Origin of the sequence: Microcoleus sp. B6-A1 (genome assembly GCF_036705085.1) — a bacterium.
Classification (GTDB): Bacteria; Cyanobacteriota; Cyanobacteriia; order Cyanobacteriales; family Microcoleaceae; genus Microcoleus.
Map to the genome: position 1 here is coordinate 1 of NZ_JAUBTU010000078.1, position 21,394 is coordinate 21,394.

12 protein-coding genes and 1 pseudogene are annotated in these 21,394 nt (G+C 44.3%); 6 read left to right on the plus strand and 7 right to left on the minus strand.

What is annotated here, in order from left to right:
• Window positions 1-4,437, plus strand: a 4,437-nt coding sequence (locus QUB11_RS23730; protein WP_333391867.1) for an nSTAND1 domain-containing NTPase, incomplete at its 5' end; no start/stop codon positions are given.
• Between the two features lie 90 nt (window positions 4,438-4,527).
• Here QUB11_RS23730 and QUB11_RS23735 read toward each other — a convergent pair.
• The 4 genes from QUB11_RS23735 to QUB11_RS23750 form a co-directional block, all read right to left on the minus strand.
• Window positions 4,528-6,243: a hypothetical protein gene (locus QUB11_RS23735; RefSeq protein ID WP_333391869.1), complete on the minus strand. Its 1,716-nt coding sequence runs from the start codon at window positions 6,241-6,243 to the stop codon at window positions 4,528-4,530.
• 145 nt (window positions 6,244-6,388) lie between these two features.
• Complete coding sequence (locus QUB11_RS23740) at window positions 6,389-7,720, minus strand: hypothetical protein (protein WP_333391871.1); 1,332 nt, start codon at window positions 7,718-7,720, stop codon at window positions 6,389-6,391.
• Window positions 7,721-7,969: 249 nt separating this feature from the next.
• The gene (locus QUB11_RS23745; protein ID WP_333205080.1) at window positions 7,970-8,896 is read right to left on the minus strand and encodes an SRPBCC family protein; all 927 of its coding nucleotides are present in this window, start codon (window positions 8,894-8,896) and stop codon (window positions 7,970-7,972) included.
• Between the two features lie 28 nt (window positions 8,897-8,924).
• Complete coding sequence (locus tag QUB11_RS23750; protein ID WP_333205082.1) at window positions 8,925-11,171, minus strand: lipoxygenase family protein; 2,247 nt, start codon at window positions 11,169-11,171, stop codon at window positions 8,925-8,927.
• Window positions 11,172-12,216: 1,045 nt separating this feature from the next.
• Between QUB11_RS23750 and QUB11_RS23755 the strand changes: the two are divergent.
• Window positions 12,217-12,369 (plus strand): annotated as a pseudogene (locus QUB11_RS23755) (MerR family DNA-binding transcriptional regulator); the annotation flags it as partial.
• 427 nt (window positions 12,370-12,796) lie between these two features.
• On the opposite strand, the gene QUB11_RS23760 reads toward QUB11_RS23755, so the two are convergent.
• Window positions 12,797-13,189 (minus strand): hypothetical protein, encoded by a 393-nt coding sequence (locus QUB11_RS23760; protein ID WP_333205086.1) that lies wholly within the window; start codon window positions 13,187-13,189, stop codon window positions 12,797-12,799.
• A gap of 259 nt (window positions 13,190-13,448) precedes the next feature.
• On the opposite strand from QUB11_RS23760, the gene QUB11_RS23765 reads away from it, so the two are divergent.
• Genes QUB11_RS23765 through QUB11_RS23775 form a run of 3 tightly spaced genes read left to right on the plus strand, consistent with a single transcriptional unit; the run spans window position 13,449 to window position 18,475 of the window.
• A complete protein-coding gene (locus QUB11_RS23765) occupies window positions 13,449-16,109 on the plus strand; it encodes a DNA polymerase III subunit alpha (protein WP_333205088.1) in 2,661 nt (886 codons plus the stop codon).
• A 1-nt stretch (window position 16,110) separates the two neighbouring features.
• Window positions 16,111-16,878 (plus strand): LAGLIDADG family homing endonuclease, encoded by a 768-nt coding sequence (locus QUB11_RS23770; protein WP_333205090.1) that lies wholly within the window; start codon window positions 16,111-16,113, stop codon window positions 16,876-16,878.
• A gap of 4 nt (window positions 16,879-16,882) precedes the next feature.
• Window positions 16,883-18,475, plus strand: coding sequence for a helix-hairpin-helix domain-containing protein (locus QUB11_RS23775; protein ID WP_333205092.1), 1,593 nt, complete (start codon window positions 16,883-16,885; stop codon window positions 18,473-18,475).
• A gap of 139 nt (window positions 18,476-18,614) precedes the next feature.
• On the opposite strand, the gene QUB11_RS23780 is transcribed toward QUB11_RS23775, so the two are convergent.
• On the minus strand, window positions 18,615-18,914 hold the full coding sequence (locus tag QUB11_RS23780) for a DUF3593 domain-containing protein (protein ID WP_333205094.1): 300 nt from the start codon (window positions 18,912-18,914) through the stop codon (window positions 18,615-18,617).
• A gap of 407 nt (window positions 18,915-19,321) precedes the next feature.
• Window positions 19,322-19,921 carry an ATP-binding protein gene (locus QUB11_RS23785; protein WP_333257135.1) on the minus strand — a complete coding sequence of 200 codons (600 nt, stop codon included), beginning with the start codon at window positions 19,919-19,921 and terminating at the stop codon, window positions 19,322-19,324.
• A 626-nt stretch (window positions 19,922-20,547) separates the two neighbouring features.
• On the opposite strand from QUB11_RS23785, the gene QUB11_RS23790 reads away from it, so the two are divergent.
• Window positions 20,548-21,291 (plus strand): pentapeptide repeat-containing protein, encoded by a 744-nt coding sequence (locus tag QUB11_RS23790; RefSeq protein WP_333205099.1) that lies wholly within the window; start codon window positions 20,548-20,550, stop codon window positions 21,289-21,291.
• Window positions 21,292-21,394 lie beyond the last annotated feature (103 nt).

The window sequence follows — 21,394 nt, forward strand, 5'->3', positions numbered from 1 at the left end:
AGTTGGCATCTTTTAGCCCGCAACCAGCGCGTACCCTTTTCTCTGTACATTCCTACTATTATCGATCGCCGCTTTCCCCCCATTGGACGGCGTGACTTGCGGGCACTGGTACTCGTAGCGAGTCCCTCTAATATCGGCAAGTTTCAATTAGCACCTTTTGACGTTGAAGCTGTCTTATCAGGAGTCAAGGAAGCGCTTGGTGAAATTCCTTACGAAATTTTGGCAAATGATGTTGCAGGTGCTATAGGGCCCCCAACCCTACAAGAACTATCTAAGCAACTGACTAACGCCAAGAAGCCATACACATTGCTACACTTTGTCGCCCACGGCAAGCTGCTGGATAATGGAGAAACAGTTCTGTACTGGGCAAAAGCAGATAACCAAGTTCAGCCAGTTACGGGAGAAGAATTACTTTCAGAGCTCAAGAACATCGGTAATTATCAGAGGAGCTTACCTCACTTTACCTTCCTGTGCACTTGCGAAAGTGCCGACCCCAGAGCCGAAGTAGGATTAGGTGGATTAGGGCAAAGATTAGTCAGAAACTTGGGGATGCCTGCGGTAGTAGCGATGACACGCAAGGTGAGCGTAGAAACAGGCTTGGCTTTAGGACAGAACTTTTATCGACGACTCAGAGAGTCAGGAGAGGTAGATACGGCGCTACAAGAGGCAACAGCCGGATTGTCCAAGCGTCACGATATTGCTGTCCCGGCTTTGTTTAGTCGCTTGGGTGGGCGTCCCTTATTTAGCGATCGCCTTGACGATCGCGAGCTAACAGACGAGGAAATCGAGTATGGTATGGAAAAGCTGAGCAAACTCCTCGTAGAACGCGCCCCTAATGCGGACGTACTCAAGCAGAGATTTGAAACCCAGGTAAAGACGCTGAAAGATACGCGGGGAGCCGAGTCACGCACAGCCCGCGAACAGCGCCAGCAGGCAATAGTAGAGATCGATAACCTGTGCGAGCAAGTCCTGGAAATTAGCTTTGATGCTCTCTCCGCTTTGGGAAAAGAACCACCAGAATACAAGGCGGAGTGTCCTTTTCCCGGTCTATCTTCCTTTGCAGAAGAACAATACCACAAGTTCTTCTTTGGGCGCGATGAGCTGATTAGAGATTTACAACATGAATTGGCGAAGGATAATTTCTTAGCTGTTATCGGTACTTCGGGCAGCGGTAAGTCATCGGTGGTACTAGCTGGACTGATTCCTAAGCTTAAACAGCAGGAACCAAGCCTACAGTCGGTTCGCATCACACCCAGCAACGAGCCGCTCAAACAATTAGAAATACTGTTAAAGGTATCGGAACAGCATTCAATATTGGTGGTAGACCAATTTGAGGAACTGTTCACCCTCTGCGAGAATAAAGCCAATCGGCAAGAATTTATCGACAAGTTGTTTCACCTTGCCGAACGCCGAAAAGTTGTCATAACGATGCGGGCGGACTTTTTAGGAGAGTGTACCTTCTACCCCCCACTGAGAAAGCGGATTGAAACCCGACAAAAATTGGTTGGACCGATGGAACCTGCCGAACTAATTACAGCGATGAAGATGCAGGCAGACAGGGGGGGACTGCGCTTTGAAGCTGGCTTGAGTCACGCCATTCTCAATGATGTGCAGGGGGAACCTGGGGCAATGCCACTGCTGCAATATGCGTTGCAGGAACTGTGGAAGCGACGGCGGGGACGCTGGCTGTGCGATGAGGAGTACCAAGCCATCGGTGGAGTCCAGCAGGCGATCGCTAAAACTGCCGATGATTTTTACAATAGCCTACCAGCTAACAAACAAGAGCAAATCCAGAATATTTTCTTGCGCTTAACTCGCCTGGATAAGAATGCCATACAGGGAGAGAAGCGACGGGACACTCGCCAGCGAGTGGAGTTAGAGGATCTCGTGTCCAGTGCGAGCAATCTGGCAGAGACTAAGAAGTTGGTACAGCAGCTAGCTGGTGAAGGGGTACGGCTAGTAGTCACCAGTCGGAACGAAACTACCGGGAAGGAAGAAGTAGAAGTCGCCCATGAAGCTTTAATCCGCTATTGGCCAACGTTGCAGGAGTGGTTGAATCAGAACCGCAACGACTTGCAACTGCGAGAAAACATAAATCAGGCGGCAGAAGATTGGCACCAGCATAAGGAACAACCAGACCAAAAGAGCTATTTAATCCATCAGGGGGGAAGATTAGAAGATGCACAAGTGCTGTTGAAACAGCCGAAATTTGTGCATCTCAACCAAGAAGAAGCTGAATATGTCTTGGCTTGTTTGGAGTTGCGCGATCGCATCCGCAGGCAAGAAAAACAACGCAGACATCGCCTGCTTTTCGCCGCTGTCAGCTCAGCTTTTGTCTTTGCTGGATTTGCTATCTTTGCTGGATATCAGTGGCGGCAAGCAGAAGTTGAGCGAATTCAGGCGTTAAGTACTTCCTCAGAAGCTAAGTTGGAAGTCGATCAATTAGAGGCATTGATAGGAAGTTTACAAGCAGCCAAAGAAGTTAAGCACCTGTGGATATCAAACACAATTTTAATGAACGAAGTCATGGGCAGGCTGCACAAAGTAACTTCTGAAGTCACAGAAATCAATCGCCTACAAGGGCATAAACGCCCCGTTACGGATGTCAGTTTTAGCCCTGATGGCCAGCTACTGGCGAGTACTGGAGTTGATGGCACAGTTCGTTTGTCAGATTTACATGGCAAAGAACTAATTAAATTTGGAGTGAGTAAAGAACGTGTTAGAAATATCTACTTTAGCCCGGATGGTCGGCTACTGGCGACTGGTGGTGAGGATGGGACTACAAAATTGTGGGATTTGAAGGGAAACCTAATGAGGGAATTTCCTAAGCAGAAGGAGGGGGTATTTAATATCACTTTCAGCCCTAATGGTAAGACTATCGCCACTGGTTCTGGGGATGGCATGGTTCGCTTATGGAGTTGGGAGGGCAAATTATTAAAAGAATTTCCTGCCCATAATACCAGTAGGAATAAAAAAGTGTGGGGCATCAGTTTTAGCCCAGATGGTAAGACTCTCGCTACAGGTTCTGAGGACGGCACCGCCAAGTTGTGGGATTTGAACGGCAAACTTTTAAGCGAATTTAAAGGGCATAAAGATACGGTGTTTAGTGTTAGTTTTAGTCCCAATGGTCAAAAACTTGCCACTGCCTCTATGGACAGCACTGTCAAGCTGTGGGATTTGAAAGGAAAAGAGTTGAGAGAATTGTCAGGACATAAAGACTGGGTGTTTAGCGTCAGTTTTAGTCCAGATGGTCAGAACCTTGCCACTGGTTCAAAGGACGGGTTTGTTCGTTTCTGGGATTTGAATGGAAAACTCTTGAAGGAATTTAAAGGGCATTCAGACTCAGTTAGGAGTGTTATTTTCAGCCCAAATGGCAAGCTTTTGGCAACTGCGGGATACGACAGCACTGTACGCTTGTGGAATTTGCAGCAATATCGCCCGCCGCTAACTGATTTTAAAGCGCACAAAGGAGAAGTGTGGAGTGTCAGTTTTAGCTCTGATGGTGAGATACTAGCGACTGCTGGAGCTGATGGTAATGTCCGCCTGTGGGATTATTTATCAGGCGAGAATCTGGGAGAATTTAAAGGTCATAAAGGTATAATTTGGAAGGTAAGTTTTAGCCCAAATGGCAAACATTTAGCTACATCAGGAGAGGATGGAACCGCTCGCTTGTGGAGTTTATTTGGTAAGCAACGGAGAGAATTAAAGGGTCATAAAGGTGGAGTTTTGGGTCTGAACTTTAGCCCGGATGGTAATTTTTTAGCTACATCAGGAAAGGATGGCACTGCTCGCTTGTGGGATTTGTATGGTAAGCAACTGAGAGAATTAAAAGGTCATGAAGGTGCCGTCCTGAGTGTCAGTTTTAGCCCGAATGGCAAACTTTTAGCTACCGCCGGAATGGATGGCATTGTACGTTTGTGGAATTTATCTGGTCAGAAGGTAAGAGAATTCCCCGCGCATCGAGACTGGATCAACAGCGTCATTTGGAGCAATGACGGTCAAAAATTGGCTACCGGTAGTAACGATCGCACTGTCCGCTTGTGGGATTTGTCCGGTCATAAATTAAATGAATTAAAAGGTCATATAGGCCCGGTTCTGAAACTCCGTTGGAGTGAGGATGGTAAGCTGCTAGCAACTGCCGGAGCTGACTCAACTGCTCGTCTGTGGGATGTAGCCGGTCAAGAGGTAGCTGTATTCAAAGGTCATAAAGGTGAGGTCAAGAGCGTCGGTTTTAGTCTCAATGGCAAGCTTCTAGCTACGAGTGGCGAAGATGGAACGGTTAAGTTATGGCGGGTTGAAGGATTAGATGAGCTGATGGTGCGGGGTTGCACTTGGGTACGTGACTATCTCAATAATCCTGATTCCGAAGTTATGCCTGAAGAACGTCACGTTTGTGATGGTATTGGCACTGCTAGTAATTTACCTAAACCTAACTGAGAATATTAGCTGCTGCCTGAAAATTTAAAAGCTGTGCGGGAGTTTTCCCACACAGCCGTTTACATAGTTGCGATATTTGCGATCGCCCAGTTAACTCAATGCCTTCAACACATTCAACAGATTGGTAGCTATTGACGTTGCGGTTTGCAGGCTTTCGGGGCTGTCAACTGAAGCCTTTTGAGCAGTATTGACAAATTGCTCTAGTGATGCTATAAGCTGTGTCTGAGTCTGCTTGAGGGCAGCTTCACCAGCAACTTGCTCTTGAGTTTCCTGAGCCAACCCCTGTTCCAGATTAGAAGGCAAATGCACAGTTTCAATAGTGCGGCGATCGGTGCTGGCATCTTTACTGTCACTGACAACCAGCCGGACTGCTGGATCGCCAATAATCGCATAGTTGCGGGCATCATTGTTAGCCGTCCACATCCCAGCCAAACTCTGATTGTTGGCGGTCGCACCAAACTTGATATCTTCTAGCTCAATGCTGAGGTCGGAGGAGATTTCAGCATAGCGCTCGTCAAAATACTCTACCGCAGACCCGACTGGATGACCTTCCAGCAGACGCTTCACGCTACTCTGAAAAACTGCGATCTGCCTGCGATCTGCACTAGAACCGCGAATATCTGACCAGGAGAAAGAACAGCCCCACGCGCGATCGACGTGACCAATTACAGCGAGAGCACCTCCCTTGGGATGACTCAGGAGTTTCTGTGGCAAGCGAGCAAGAAAGGGGTACGGTGCAATGTCTGGTCGTTCAGAAAGGGATTTTTTGTGACCGTCGAATTCATCTTTTTGGGGGCAACCTGCGCCATAGCAAGCAAAGTGAAAAGCAATTAACCCCAGCAAGCGAGCGTCCTCGCTAATATCGTCCGCAGAAAAGTAAAAATCTTCCGGGATCGGCTGTCTCCACTCCTTGGGACCTGGCCAGTCTTGGCACAGCAGTGCGCCTTGGTGGCGCAGTTGTAACGGATCGCCATTTTTAAAGCCCATACCGTGGCTGGCAGTGAACAGCAAACTAGGCGTTTCGCTACCTCCTAGCAGTTGCCCTAGTCGGGCCTTGGTTGCTTCTTCTTTAAGAATCGTTTTCACATCCCAGTTGGGATGTTCCTCAACAACCCATTCCGAAAGTGGCATGATGAGGTCTTGAGTGCTGAGATTAGTCGCAGCGTCTCCTGGGTTGCACACACCGAAAAAGGCAGCGCTAGGGGATAGGGATAAATTGCTAGTTTCAGCTTCTACTACACTGCGAGCGTACTGAGCATACTCCTGTGGCGTATCAAAGTAAATGCGACCCACTGCGTACTGAACGCTGAGCTGGGACTGAAAGCGATAGGGAATTGTTACTGGATCACCAACAATCAGCAGGTAGTAGGGCATTTTGTCTGGATCGGCTGGACCTGGCCCTAGTCCCTGACGCGAGAGAAACTGATTTTTTGACTCGCCCGGACGATAACCCCTGACGCCGGTGTATTCCTGGTAGTATTTTTCTTTTTTCTGGCTTGCTTGCCTTTGGCGATGCTCTAATAGTTCGCTGAGTGCCTCCCGGATGGCCGGATCGGCATTGTAAGCAAAAATTACTCCCCAACCCGTCTCTTCTAACTTCTTAGGGTCTACTCCCTCCACAGGAGCAAAATCGGCGTCTAGCCCTTCAACCAATTTCTTTTTTTGCTCGAGGTCGTAGAGATCTTCTGGATCAAACTCTTCGCCTTGGGCAATCCTAGATACTCGCTCCGCAGTCATAGGGGGGAGCAAATAATCGCCCGTCGAGCCATTAATTCCATTGAAAAATAGCAAGTCTTCTTCGTTCATATTTTTGGTTCCTGGTGGGTTGGGCGAATAATCACAATTTGAGTTTTGAGTGAATCAGATAGAAACCCCACAAGCTTTTTTAACAAGGGCTTTCTGAGTCTCTATCCGTTCTCGCAGGCAAAAAAATTGAGTCTAACTCTGGCGGTTAACTGGGATAAGCTGCTGACCACACGGCATGAGCTACTTCCGGCTTAGCAATGTCGGAATGGGCACCCATTGTTGGCCCTCCCAGGTTCGCACAAATAAACTTGCTGCTTTCCAGGTTGTAAATTTTTCCGGGTTTAAAGTCATACGAGGCATCGCAGGGGAGCATATTTATGTTTTCCGCTGCGAGGTCATCTCCGCCTAGACCAAAGCTGCCAATTCCGCCATATTTAGGCAACTGACCGGGGGCAAAGTCCACAGCACTAAAGGCAGTCTTTCCCGCTAGGGGGTACATCCGGCCGACTGCATAGTCGAACTGCGAGTGAGTTGTAACGATCGGACCTGCGACTTTACCTTGAGCGATGATTGTATTAAAGTAACCGGGGCGATCGCGTTCGTATGAAATCTTTGAACAATAAGACCAGAGCGATAGAGCGCCTTGTACCAACGCCAGAGAATTCACTGGGCGGACTAAGCTACCCTTCCCTTGCGGACCGTTGAGCATGGAAGAGACAACAACGCATCCAAAGCTGTGACCCATCAGGTGGAATCGCACCGTTTCTGCAGCGTTCTCTTGCAGTGTTTTTAACAAGTTGAAACCAGTGCTTTCACCGATTTTGCGAGCGCGGTCTTTCATTTTCCAATAAGACAGTACCCGCAGGGGGTCCAAAACCTTATCCCAGACTGAGCTGCTGTCGGTGCTGAAACTTACTGGTTCATCTATACTGGCTTCATAGATGGCTTCTGGATCGAAACCTTCCCAATCCGAACCCGGTGCCGCACCTTCACCTTCGCTACCCAAGTCAGCCTCTTGGTTCAACACTTGGTAGGCGTTGAGTACCTCTGGTGGCAAGCTATCAAGTGTGTTGTCTTCGCTCGCCGCCCGGAGAATTGTTTGCAGGGCTTGCCGTGCTGCTTCAGTGTTAGCAATGCGCGAGGCATATTCATCTACTAACCCCTCAACTGGATCTTCGTCGTTCACGTCAAAGGACACCGAACTTGTCAAATCTTCATCGCCCCAAGGTTTGCTCGGCCAGTGCAGTCCGATCATTAAGGGACGAAATCCCGATCGCACCTGTGTTATTTTTTCAATATCGGCTGTTTGTTTAGCCATAGCGCCAATCCAGTCGTTGTACTGCTGTCGCGCTGCGGGGATGTCACCCATCCACCCGTGGCTCATAAGGAATACATCTGTGATTGGCTCATTGGCTAGTGCTGAGAAGATTTGTTCGCTCAGTTTCTTTCCATCAGCTTCATCGCGTTCATTGCCATCCTTATCAAAGGCAATCAGGTAGTAATTCAAGGAAGTATTAGGTACTTTTTCAATTGGCATGGCATTTATAATTTTTAGGGTGTGGGTGTCGTTTTAGGTGAACTCAAGATGGAAATGTTATCCCAAAGTTTTTATTGAAAAGTTCGCTCTTATTTCGGGCTGTGCAAGACTAAGTTCCTCAAATTCTCAATCAGTCTGCACAACGTTCCCAATTTATGAGCGAATCGTTCTATCGGCTTTGGGATTACGTGCTGAGTGGCCGTTTATATAGCGCCCTCGCCAATTCCGGTATTTTGTTTGCAGTTGGCCTTAAGAAAGCGATCTGGTATCAAATTCATTCTGAAACCAAGAGAAACGCTCTTGGAAGCTCTTTTCTATCTCTGCCTTTACTTGTTGAGGCTTTTGTCCTTTTTGAGGAATAAAGACATTATTATACTGTACCTTGGTCAATTGAGAATTTCTCTCTGAAAGCGTGATTGTCCCTCGATAGAGACTGACAGGCATTACGCTTTTTGTTACTTCATACACTAGGAGTTTTTCCGCATCAGAGGCATAGATTAAGTTTTCTTCAAGAATCTTATTCTGAGGAAAAAATACTCGTCTTCCCGATACAGGAATCATTCTGACATCTATAGCATGTTGTACCCAAGATATATCTTCCCAATTGCCGATTATTGCCCATAATTGCTCGGCGGGACAATATACATCAACCTCGAAGGAGCAACGCAGACCGTCTCGTTCAAGAATAAAGTTGTTAAATTCCTCAACTCGTCGTTCAGGAGCCGTGGCTATTATTTGCAGAAACTTTGTTCGCTCCTTTTCCTCTTGTCCCTGTAAAGCAAAGTCAAGTGTAAGCGTTACTTCTGAGCCTTGGCTACCATCACTCATCGGATAAACTCTGATGGTAAGCTCATAGAAGCTAAAAAAAGAATTGGCTTCAGGGATATTAATTTTCCAAATTCTTTTCTGCGAGTCGTAAACAACTAATGTTTCGCGGGTAAGAGAGCCTTTGTACTCAAATCGTATTGTTGATCCTATGCCATTAGTGGGCTGATTTTCTCCTGTTTCTAACCTAATATCTGGGTGATCACTTAAAGCTTTTTGAAGTGCTAAATAGTCGTCAAATGCTGACCAAAATTCATCAGGCGATAACGAGGTTAAGTTATTACTGGTACGCGAGAGGCGTTTGCCAGAAGCTAAATAATCAACCTCTACTTGTGAAAAAGAAAACGGCATTGTACCTATCTCCTAAAATAAAAAAGGACTAAATGTCAATACTGGGGGGTAGATTTTCAGGGTCTAAATAGGGGTAGGGAAGTTTACCTGCATCCTGTAGCTTCATGTTACGTAGTTTTATATCCGTTGAAAGTGCTGTGAAGCGAAGATTTGCACGATGCTGTACTTCTGGAAATCTCTTCTCCAAAGGGGCGATCGCTAAAGGGCCTGCAAGGCGAAAACGTGAAGCATCCGTGAGCAAATAAGCAGAGGTAAGCTGGAATAAAATCCGCTTTATAGTGTGAGGCAAGGCAGCTTTCACATACTCATCAGAAATCTCATCTTCCCCCTCTGGCATTGGTGCCAACATTGCGATAGGGTAATTAGGAAGATAAGCACCATAGTCAAACTGAGCAAAGTTTAATATGGCGTGTCCGGCACTCGTTTTCCAGATTATATTTTGTAGTACCCAAGCTAATTGCTTTTTACTGGAAATATTTTCAGGGAATGAGGGGATGTCAGCCTTATTTGGGTCTCTCATCTCTGTAACCCATCCCTTGATCATCGCGTCAGTGGCTACATCATCGTCATTAGGATATGCTGCATTAACAAAGTCGGTTGTGTACTCGCCAAAAATATCCCATAACTTGAAGCCATCTTCACGGTAGTAATAATCTTGAATGCCCTCTGATTGCTCGCGGTCAAATCCACGTTCCGAAAGTTGCTGAGGAAAACTTGATTTCTCAAAATCCCATTTGAGCCATGCGTTGAGCATAATCTCCAAACCTTGAGCCGTTCCAGTGGAAAACGTGCTGTCTGTAAACGGCATCACATTTGAAACGAGGGTGTGCCGTGCCACATAGTTGATACCAATTGTGTCCTTGAAATGAGGTGCAAGCAAGTCCCTGATTGGGTGATCTACGCTAGGTGGAAAAGAATTGTGAAAAGCAACGGCAAAAGGTTCGACACCAATATGGCCGAATCCGAGATGCCAAATAAATTGCATCACCTGATTGTCTGCACTCTTCATGTGCAGTTTCGCGAGCATCCAGCGGTTTGTTGGGGACTGCGGAGTGTAAACCGGAAGATCATCATTTAGTCGGATACCTATCATGTCCACAAAAGTCTCTCCTTCCTCAGAGTCTTGCACGATAAGCCCCGTAGCAGGATATGTATACATACCTTGGTGCGGCTTAACGTTCTTCAGTTCTGGAAGATCGACTATTAATAGGCGTTTTTCAAGGAGCAAATCACGTAGAGACTTTCCTTTATAACTAAGGTCGCGCATATTTTCTGGAACTTCCTCAATACTTCCTACAACCTTGATTGTCATAGGATTAAGACCGTTCAAGAAGTGACGGGCAAACTCTCTATCTTTACGCCAATTTTCATTGATGTATGGGGTTTCACCAATGTATCCACCTTGTACAGCTTGGTAAATATCACCTGACTTGGCAAGACGTTCTTGTATGCCAAGCTCAGTATAAAGAACCTCATTTAGTCGCTTAAAAAACATACCAGCTCTTGTTGGGTCTAGAGCCTCAGATTGTGGAAGTCCCTTAACAGCCCGAGGAAGTCTAGTCAAATCGACATCAGGCAACTCCGCATTTTTTTCATATGTCTGATATTCCCATTTTTCTGGCTGCTCGACCACAACGTCAGTAAGTACCTGTTTTAGTATTTTCTCAAGAGTCGCTATGAAATCAGCAACGCTTGTAGGATTATGGCTCAATTGCTCAGCATAGTTAGGTAAATTCATTGTTTGAGATTCTCCAATCAAATTAAATGCACTATTCAAATACTTTATCGCATCAGTATAAGCATTATGTTGTACGTTCATAAGTGCCTGTTTTACTTGCGGTGGGGATGCTTCAGTGTATGAAAACCATCTGACTTTTGTTAAAGTTTCTTTCCCAGTCATGGGATCGACTAAAGGAGTAAATTCCACAAAAGTAGATACTGCCTTTAAACCAGGGATTTGGGGTTCCACTTGCACAAAGTCATATCGTTCGGAGAATTTATCATCATCCCTCGCTACAAGCAATTCATCAAACGTAGTATGTTGAACACTAAGTTTGAATCGCCTGATACAACCGACTTTATCATTTCCTGGGGGAAGAATATCCATCGTTTCGTAGATTTTCCACCATTGTAGGTTTTCTTTTCCAAACGGTCTAAATATCTTCCAAACTTGATGAATTGGTGCTTGTACAATTCCCAACACTTCAACATCAGGATTTCGCTCAAAACAAGCTGGGTCAGTCACTTTTAAAATCTCCTTGATTAAGGTTTTCACAGGCGTGTTTTACTCTTTTAGTTCTAACCGCCTTGATGACTACTGGGACGTTTTGCGGTTGCCTTTCACGGGAGCATCTACCCCTTCATACTTTGGTTTACTGTACGCATTAGACTCATCCCCCCGTACAGTTGTCCGGCGTTGTAGGCTTGTTATGAGTTACTATTTACTCATCTTCCCTCTAAGGGAGACATCGATTTAGATGTCTTTTACAGCTACTTTCGAGTCACGTCTGTTGACGATAGTTCTGTTACTAGGTTTACTGTACGTTAACCTTGTCTGACTCCACTAGCCGGGATTCTCGCATTTGCTTCGAGTTACCGTCATTTAACCCATGCACCGCAAGTAAGAGATACCATCCTCTTAAGTGTGGGCTATATATTCACTCCTGTGGTTTGGAGGGAGGGAAATTAACCCTCATAACTGTGAAGTTGTCTCGGTTTCAAAGAACCTAGCCTCTCTCCCCATCTACTTTATCAGTAGTCAGGAGTTACGCAGCTACGCTATATGTAGCGTACTAATGAGTTAGATATCGCTGAGGAACTCAAACGCGATCGCCAACAGCCTGAATTAGGCGATCGCCCGCTCCTTAACGCGCTATATATAGCGTCATGGCGTAAGTCCCGAGTAGTGTGTTGAGAGAACGAATCGCACTTGGACATACAGACTATATTCCTTTAGATAGATGATTGTCAAGGGGGATTTACTTCTTTGTGATTCTTAATGAACATTAAGAAAATGTAGAGACTGTAAAAATTTAATACTTATAGAACCTATTTGGGATCTATTCACTTAGGGGTATAGCCGAGATACGATACTGTTGGCGAAACATTTTTTAACATTCTTGGCGATCGTCAAGAGGTTAGGGCACAGTAGATAGTTTGCTTATTTTTGCTAACGTATGCTACGATTTGCTATATGGCATATAGCCTTTCTCAGTAACATGAGGTATACCGAAACCCTGTAGTGTCAAGCTTTCCAGGTCAAAATTCGTACCTCATCTTTCTGAGAAAGGCTATACGTCCCACTTAGAAAAGCAGTCGAATTTCTGGGCTTGCATCCACACACCCTAAGAAAATATGCAGACGAAGGGAAGATCAAAAGCATCAAAAACGAAGCAGGGCAACGACTCTACGATGTCGAATCCTATCAACGCGGTGCAACTAGAACCAGGGTAAACGCATCTAAATTAATTTGACAAAACCCTGAATTTATGCATTACTAAATAACTAAAAAAACCTTCTTAAAATCATTAATTTTCACCCCACTTGAGAAGATAAAATCAGAACCTTAAGATTTTCTAAACTTCTTAAAACCGGATAATTTTCCTTCTTAGATAGGTGTTAGATTTCGAGCATTAACTGGCAGAGTTTAAAAAATTAACTAAATAATTATTGTCCCTTGCTGCTCGATACCGCTTCATTTTTAGACTTTGTGCCGGAAGTTTTTTCTTGTTTTAGTAAATTTATAGCCAAGCGACGTAGAAGTGCAAAATTTGCGGGAGAGTTCTGTTTCCGAATCCGGCTTTCATATAAGAGAGAATGTAACATCAAGCGTCCAATGTAAGCTATTTTCAATGCCCCAATGACGGAGGATAGCCCCAGCAATTGTCTCAGCATTACAGCTTAAACTACTAAGCGTAAAAACGATCTGAGCGTGGTGGTTTTCTTCCACAGCCGTCGTTCACTAACTATCATGACAACTGTTTTTAATCCCGTCCATATATCTATACCGCAGCCAGTGTTAATATCTATCCACTCGTCCCGGGGTTCCCAAAATTGATTGTTGATTGCGATGCGATCTGAAAATTGTCTCGCTATCGCCTCCCGCATGTCAACAGGAATTTCCTCTTCAAAATACACGTAAAAATCAAAATCTGACGACTCATCCGTAACTATAGTTGTTCGATAACCTGCTAAAACGACGGCTACAACTTGAGCCAAACTGCTAAACTTATCCCCAATAGTTTGAGCAATTAATGGAATTTTTGCGATAGCTAATTGATAATTATGCAGCATTTAATTACGTTTTTTTGAACGTAAAAATAACACCAAATGCTTAACTTTAGTAATCAAATTTTTAACGCATAACTTTGAAATCGTAACTCAACAATTGATAATTGTTAACAAATACGACGGAGGCGAACTGATGCGCTGCTGCCTCGTACCCCTACCAAAATTATTTCAAAAGTAGCATAAAACTTTGTTTTTTTATTTTACACTTTGACACGCGGATAGTGTAGAATCTAAAATCTAAAATCTAAAATCTAAAATCCCTATGTCCTTCGTTGGTTTGCACATTCACAGCGATTATAGCTTACTAGATGGGGCTTCTCAGCTACAACAGCTCGCAGAACGGGCGGTGGAATTGGGGATGCCCGCGATCGCCCTTACAGACCACGGGGTGATGTACGGGGCGATCGAGCTAATCAAAGTTTGCCGAAATAAAAACATCAAGCCGATTATTGGCAATGAAATGTATGTCGTCAACGGCGACATAGAAGTAAAAGTTCGAGGTAGAAGAAAATACCATCAAGTTGTTTTAGCTAAAAATACTCAAGGTTATAAAAACCTCGTCAAACTAACCACAATTTCCCACTTAAAGGGAATGCCTGAAAGAGGTATTTTTGCCCGCCCCTGCATCAACAAGGAACTGCTAAAACAATACTCCGAAGGTTTAATTGTTACCAGTGCTTGTTTGGGCGGCGAAGTTCCCCAAATGATTCTGCAAAACAAGCTAGATACTGCCCGTGAAGTAGCCACATGGTATAAAGAAGTATTTGGAGAAGATTACTATATAGAAATTCAAGACCACGGTTCCCCGGAAGACCGGATTGTTAATGTTGAAATCGTCAAAATTGCCCGCGAACTCAAGATTAAAATAATTGCCACTAATGATTCTCACTATATTTCCTGCAACGACGTAGAAGCACACGATGCTTTGCTGTGCATTAACACCAACAAACTGATTGAAGAAGACAAGCGGATGCGCTACAGCGGTACTGAATATCTTAAGTCCGCAGAGGAGATGGCGCAACTGTTTCGAGACCATTTGGATGATGAAACGATCAAAGAGGCGATCGAAAATACCCTAGAGGTCGCAAATAAAGTATCGAGATACGAGCTCACAGGAGAAGCTCGAATTCCCACAATTCCAATTCCTCCAGAACATACAGCCGATACTTATGTAGAAGAAATATCCTGGCTGGGACTGTTAGAACGCCTCAAAGCCCGCACCAGAAATGAAATCCCCCCAGTCTACAAACAAAGACTAGAATACGAACTGAAAATGCTTCAGCAGATGGGCTTTTCGGAATACTTTTTAGTAGTTTGGGACTACATAAAATATGCGAGAGACAACGATATTCCAGTAGGGCCAGGACGCGGTTCTGCAGCAGGTTCTCTAGTTGCTTACGTCCTCAAAATCACCAATATCGACCCCGTACACCACGGGCTACTATTCGAGCGATTTCTCAACCCCGAACGCAAATCTATGCCAGATATTGATAGCGATTTCTGCATAGAAAGGCGGGACGACATGATTAAATACGTTACAGAAAAATATGGTAGCGAGCGCGTAGCGCAAATTATTACTTTCAACAGAATGACATCCAAAGCTGTATTGAAAGATGTTGCCCGGGTGTTAGGTATTCCCTACAAAAAAGCCGACGAAATGGCAAAATTAATTCCCGTGTCCAGGGGAAAACCGGAAAAACTTAAAGTGATGATTTCCAATGACACACCTGCACAGGAATTTAAAGACAACTATGAAAATACAATTTGCATAAATGCAGAAACTGGTACTGAAGTCCCCGTTCGTCAGTGGATTGACATGGCAATTCGCATTGAAGGAACTAACAAAACCTATGGTGTTCACGCGGCCGGTGTGGTAATTTCTTCAGAGCCGTTGGATGAACTTGTACCGCTGCAAAAGAATAATGAGGGTGCTGTGATTACCCAATATTTCATGGAAGATTTGGAATTTTTGGGGCTGCTGAAAATGGACTTTTTGGGATTGAAAAATTTAACAACGCTCCAGAAAACTGTTGATTATATTAAGCAAACCCAAAATCTAATTGTCGATCCAGAAATGCTACCTTCTGATATAGAGCGCAGAGCTCAAGAGACTTTTGGCCGAATCAAAAAGTTACCCGATGATGTAGATAAAACCTATAGACTTTTAGAAAGAGGAGATTTAGAAGGTATTTTTCAGTTAGAATCCTCTGGAATGCTGGATGTAGTGAAAAAACTCAAACCTTCCTGTCTGGATGATATTTCTTCTATTTTGGCACTTTACCGACCTGGGCCGCTGGATGCAGGTTTGATTCCTCAGTTTATTGACTGCAAGCACGGTAAAACAGTTGAGTACGATCATCCGCTATTAGAACCGATTTTAAAAGAGACTTACGGAACGCTTTGCTTTCAAGAGCAAATTATGCGGATGGCTCAAGATTTGGCAGGCTATTCTTTGGGGCAAGCTGACTTGCTGCGGCGGGCAATGGGCAAGAAGAAAGCTGATGAAATGCAGAAGCAAAAAGAAACGTTTATCGACGGCGCAACTAAGAATGGAGTCAGTCAAAGAATTGCTGAAAAGTTGTTCGCGCAGATGCTACAATTTGCAGAGTATTGCTTGAGCTATGATACGCAGATATTGACAGTGGAATATGGGCCGATGGCTATTGGCAAAATTGTTGAGGAAAAAATTGAATGTACTGTTTATAGTGTGGATAGCAACGGTTATATTTATACACAGTCAATTGCACAGTGGCATCGCCGGGGGCAGCAGGAGGTCTTTGAGTATTGCCTGGAAGATGGCTCGATAATTCGCGCCACAAAAGATCACAAGTTTATGACTGTTGGCGGTCAAATGCTGCCCATTGACGAAATCTTTGAACAAGGATTAGACTTAAAACAAATCAACTCTAGCTCAGATATATAAAATGTATCTCGACTATAGGCAGCTAAAATCGGAACACAAGGAACAAATCATTTCTGCTTTTAATCAGGGCATGGAGTGTCGAGACATTCCTAACTACCTTGGTGTGAGTGAAAGAGCAGTTTCAAGGGTTTTAAAAGAAGCAGACATTAATACTAAGCGGCGCAACCGCTATACTTTAAATGAGAGCTATTTTGATGTAATTGACTCTCAAGCTAAAGCTTATTTATTAGGATTGATAGCTGCTGATGGCTGCGTTACTCAAACTAATTATGTAGCTTTTGAATCTATTGACAAAGAACTTACAGAAATGCTCAGCATAGAGCTACAATACTCTGGTGAAATTAGAGTTATTCAGCCTCAAAATTATGCTCCTCACTACCGAATAAATTTTTCTTCTGAAAAGCTGGCCAGCTCTTTACAGGGCTACGGCATCATAACAGGAAGAACTTTTTCGGAAGTTACCTATTTCCCTAACTTAAAATATTTAGGGTCTTATGTGTTAGGCTATTTTGACGGTGACGGTTGTGCTTATGCAAACAAAGGTAGAAGTGGCGGTTTAGTCTGCATTGTTGGTTCCTTTGAATTTGCCCGCGAACTAGCAATGCACCTAGGGATGGGTTCTGTACAAGAGCATCAATTAAAAAAAGTTTATTATTGGAGAATCTTTAGTCGAAAAAATATACAAGCATTCTATGATTTTGTGTATCAATATCCCCGCTTGGGATTGCAACGAAAGAAAACTAAAATAGAGGCTATTCTCAGGAGTTAGAAACATGGTAAAAATTATTAGTAGAAAATCACTAGGAACTCAAGAAGTCTATGACATAGGCGTTGAACGAGAACATAACTTTATCCTAGAAAATAGTTTGGTGGCATCTAACTGCTTTAATAAATCCCATTCAATGGCCTATGCCTATATTACCTATCAAACTGCCTATTTAAAGGCGAATTATCCTCTAGAATACATGGCTGCACTGCTGACTGCTAACAGGGGCGATCAGGATAAAGTACAGAAATATATTGCCAATTGTCTCAAGCTGGGTATTGAGGTTGAGCCGCCAGATGTTAATAGCTCGGAACTTACTTTTACACCGATGCCGAAACAGATGACTGGCTCTGCAAAAGATAAAATTTTGTTTGGAATTTCGGCGGTTAAAAATGTGGGAGAATCGGCAATTGAAAATATTTTGGCGGCGCGGCAGGAAGGGGGTAAGTTTAAATCGTTGGCTGATTTGTGCGATCGCGTAAATCTCCATTCTGTCAACCGTCGCGCTCTAGAAGCTTTAATTCAATGCGGTGCTTTTGATAAAATTGACAGCAACCGCAAGCAATTAGTAAACGATCTCGAAGGGGTGATGAAATGGGCGCAAGACCGCAAAAGAGACCGGGAAAGTGGCCAAGGTAATCTTTTTGACTTGTTAGGTGCGAATAGCTTCGGGAAGTCAGTCAATACCTATGAGTCCGCGCCCAAATCTAAAGTGGTACCAGATTTTGAAAAACAGGAGAAATTGCGTTTAGAAAAAGAACTGCTTGGCTTTTATGTGTCAGAACATCCCCTAAAGTTTCTCATGCAAGTAAACGAAGACCCCGATGTTGTGACTCTCGAACAGTTAGCAGATAAAAAGGGGAAAGTATCAGTTATTGTCATGCTTAGCGCTATTAAAATGGTAGTGACTAAAAAAGGCGATGCGATGGCAATTTTGCAATTAGAAGATTTGACTGCTCAAATAAAAGCTGTGGTGTTCCCCAAGGCTTACGAACAAGTGAAACCTTACATTGTAGAGAATGCGATCTTACTGATTAGTGGAAAAATTGAGAAAGATGGGGAGGAAATTCAGATAATTGTAGACACTGCAAAGCCGGTTGAAACAGTACAGGTTGCAGAGGAAATCCAGAAGGCGGAACCGGAAATAAATAACTCTTGGCCGGCGGAACCAGTCAACGTTGTACGATCGACAAAACCTGTGGAAGTTCTAGAAATGGTGATTGTCAAGCTGACACCGCAACAAGTACAAGACGGGAAAAAACTCAATTCCCTCAAAGCTATTTTGCAAGAACTTTCCAATCGGGGAGAAGGTGCTAGCGTGTCGGTGGGGGGAATTGTTGTCGGTGAATATTCCTGTCAACCCCTTCGCATTAACCCTCAATTGTGGGTGCAAGATGGCGAGGGAACTGTTAGCCGTCTCAAGTCTGCTGGATTTGATGCTTGGGTTTTTTCTCTACACAATCGCGGGGATGCTGCGGTATTTCGAGAAATGCGATCGCAACTTAATGTACATTCTTGGGCTAGTCGTTTACTCGACACTGAAACCGATCGCCTTCACAAGTATGTCAATTATCTCGCCCAACTAAGGAATGAGAATTAAATAACTTCCACAAGTTTGTGGGATGGGCGTCCCGCCCATCCCACAATAACAATTAAAATTGTAAGTTATTTAATTCGCGATCCTAAACAGACGCTAGTCAAATCAAAGTTTCGGATTAATCCCGACTACCCTCTCAAGTTTATTCTTGTGAGGATGCTTTGGCTTTAATCACCGCTTCTCTAAAGCCTAAAACTAATAAAATATTGGCAAGTGTTAAGAATAGTTCCGCAGAACCGTGAAGCCAATCGACATTTGCTAGTGACTCGTTGTAGGTAACTTTTGCGTAAATTGCGGCGGGAATCGTCACCGCTACAAAAACGAGAGTGCCGTAAAAACCCATCAGAGCTAAACGAGGTGTTTTTCCCGATCGAGTCAAAAACCAGAGAAATCCCAAGTAGGGAAATAGAGACAGAACAAATAAAGTTTCTTTGGAAATCATTAGTAATCGGTGAGCGACCAGATACTATGATAAATTAAAACGTCAAAAATTAGTGTGAATAATTTTTAACTTTTAATGTTGAGTTTTTAATATTTAATTAGACAGATGCACCCGTTTCAATCGAACCGCTATAGAATCACCCAATACCATAGCTCTTAACCCAAGCCGCAGCAAGTCGGCAGTATTCAAAACCCCTCAGCCACGCGGAGACAAAACCCGTAACTTTTTCCCTAACACCGTTTTTAGAATAACACATTTTTCACCGTGCCAGTGTGTTAATTGTCCATCACCCCAAAGCTAAGCTGTCACGCATTTAAATTGCATATTGAGGGCGGGTTCTTAGGCCCAACCCTACTCCCCACAAAGCTTAGATTATTTTTTGACATTCAATTTAAATGCACAACAGCTTACCCAGCAATTAGAAAGAGAGACGGTTCCAAAGTTTTCTGTCTGCTAGGCATTAAGCAAGCATCGTTCAAAACCTCTAAATCCAAGCCGTTATTTCTATCTGCTGCCAGAATTTCCTTTAGCTTAGCATCAAAATCAAAACACGGGCCGCAATCCCAAACTTTGAGTTCCAACCGTCCGTTAAACACCCTAATTTCCAGTTGAACAGGAGTTTCTACTGGCAGATTTTTGTGAGCGTGGCGAACTGCATTTCTGAAACCTTCAGCCAACGCCAACTGAAACTTACACCAAACCTCATTGGGGAGCGATAAATCTTTCAACTGCTCAAACCACAACAAAACTTGAGTTAAAGCATTGACATCTGTGTTGACTTGCAGGCTAATATGTTGAATACAAGTTTCATGCAGCTCTTCTTCCTGCTCTGTTTCAGTCTGCCAATCCCAGGTGTTTAATAAATTCATTAACCCATCTAAAACGCTAGCTTTTTTTATATTTTGGGAGCGATTGCAGCCTTTTACTTCGTAATTTTTGCTCAGCGACAAACAATTTCGATTGTCGAGAGTCCGGGTGTAACTGAGATCGTCTGCAATCTGCCACATGAGTTTGATCCCCCTCCCGCCTTCTGCAAGTTGATCTATGCTGTTCGACATCTATTTTCCTCGTCTGAAAGTATTAGCTGTACCCTATTTTCCCACCCGCCGAGACACGTGGTATTTTTTTTATACTTGCTGGCTCGGTATTATTTCGGGGATCACACAAAAATGCTATCTTTTTTAGAGAAGGCAGCGCATCAGCAATATGTCTTAAGAGTCTAAGCCAATTGGCTTATTTACCGATCGCCTGTACGGAGAACGATCGCCCTCGGCAGCAAAATCCAACTGCATCGATTACAAATACTTATCCGTTGTCGGAGTCTGCCACTTGCTGCAGCCGTCGCCAGAATCCCCGGCATTTAGCGCCTCGGGCCGATCGCCGCTGCAGGGGAGCCTTGATGTGCGGGCTTTCATCCCCAAGGCGTAAGTAACTTCCGTGAGCGCGATCGAACCTTACACCGTTGAGTCGCGTCCATCCACTAGACTAGGACTTACGCAAACAACCCAGTTTCTGCTTAGAATATTGGGTTTGACAGCCAGGAATTAACGAGGAAACCGGGTTTTTGGTCCCCCGCGCGTAAGTCCAGCAGACAAATCGGTGTTGAAAGGCAGTTACAGGACTTACCAAGACTATGACCAAAATCAAACTGAAAATTCTGACTGCAGCGATAATGCTACTCCCATTTTGCGCCGCACTTCCCTTACAAGCTCAAAATCTGTCTCTAGTCAAGCGGCTGCTAGAAACCAGAGGATGTCCCGGATGCGACTTATTTGGCGCTTCCTTGAGCCGTGCAGATTTGTTTGGCGCTTCCTTGAGCCGCGCCACTCTCAGCAGGGCCGACTTAGTTGATGCCGACTTGACTGCGGCTGACTTAATGGAAGCTAATTTAAACAACGCCAACATGAGAAACGCCTTTTTGGCTGACGCCGACCTCAGCAAAGCCGACATGAGCAGGGCCGACATCAGGGGAGCCAACTTAGAAAATGCCAACCTCAGCGAGAGTTTTCTGCGAGACGCATCCCTCCAGTTGGCTAATTTAAAATGCAGTAATTTGAGCGCAGCTAAACTAAGTAGAACCGACCTGAGAAATGCCGATTTAAGCGGTGCAAATCTCAGGGGTGCAGACCTCAAAGAAGCCGATTTAAGCGGTGCAAATCTCAGCGGTGCAGACCTGAGAAATGCCGACTTGAGGGATGCGAGATTGAACAAAGCTAATCTCACAGATGCCAATCTTTGCGGTGCCCGGATGCCAGACCAAAAAACATCTCGGCGAGGCTGCGAAGTTAAGAAAGAACCAGCGATCAGCACGAACAATTACTGTAATTACTGCTATGCTTTGAATGACTGGTGGCTGAATGTATTAAGGTTCTACTAAGCAGTATTATCCCCATCACTACTCTGTTTAATATGTACTGTTAGAAGTGCGAGTAGGCGGTACAGATATCAAACTTAACCTGTTACCGCCAATAGCTTTTATC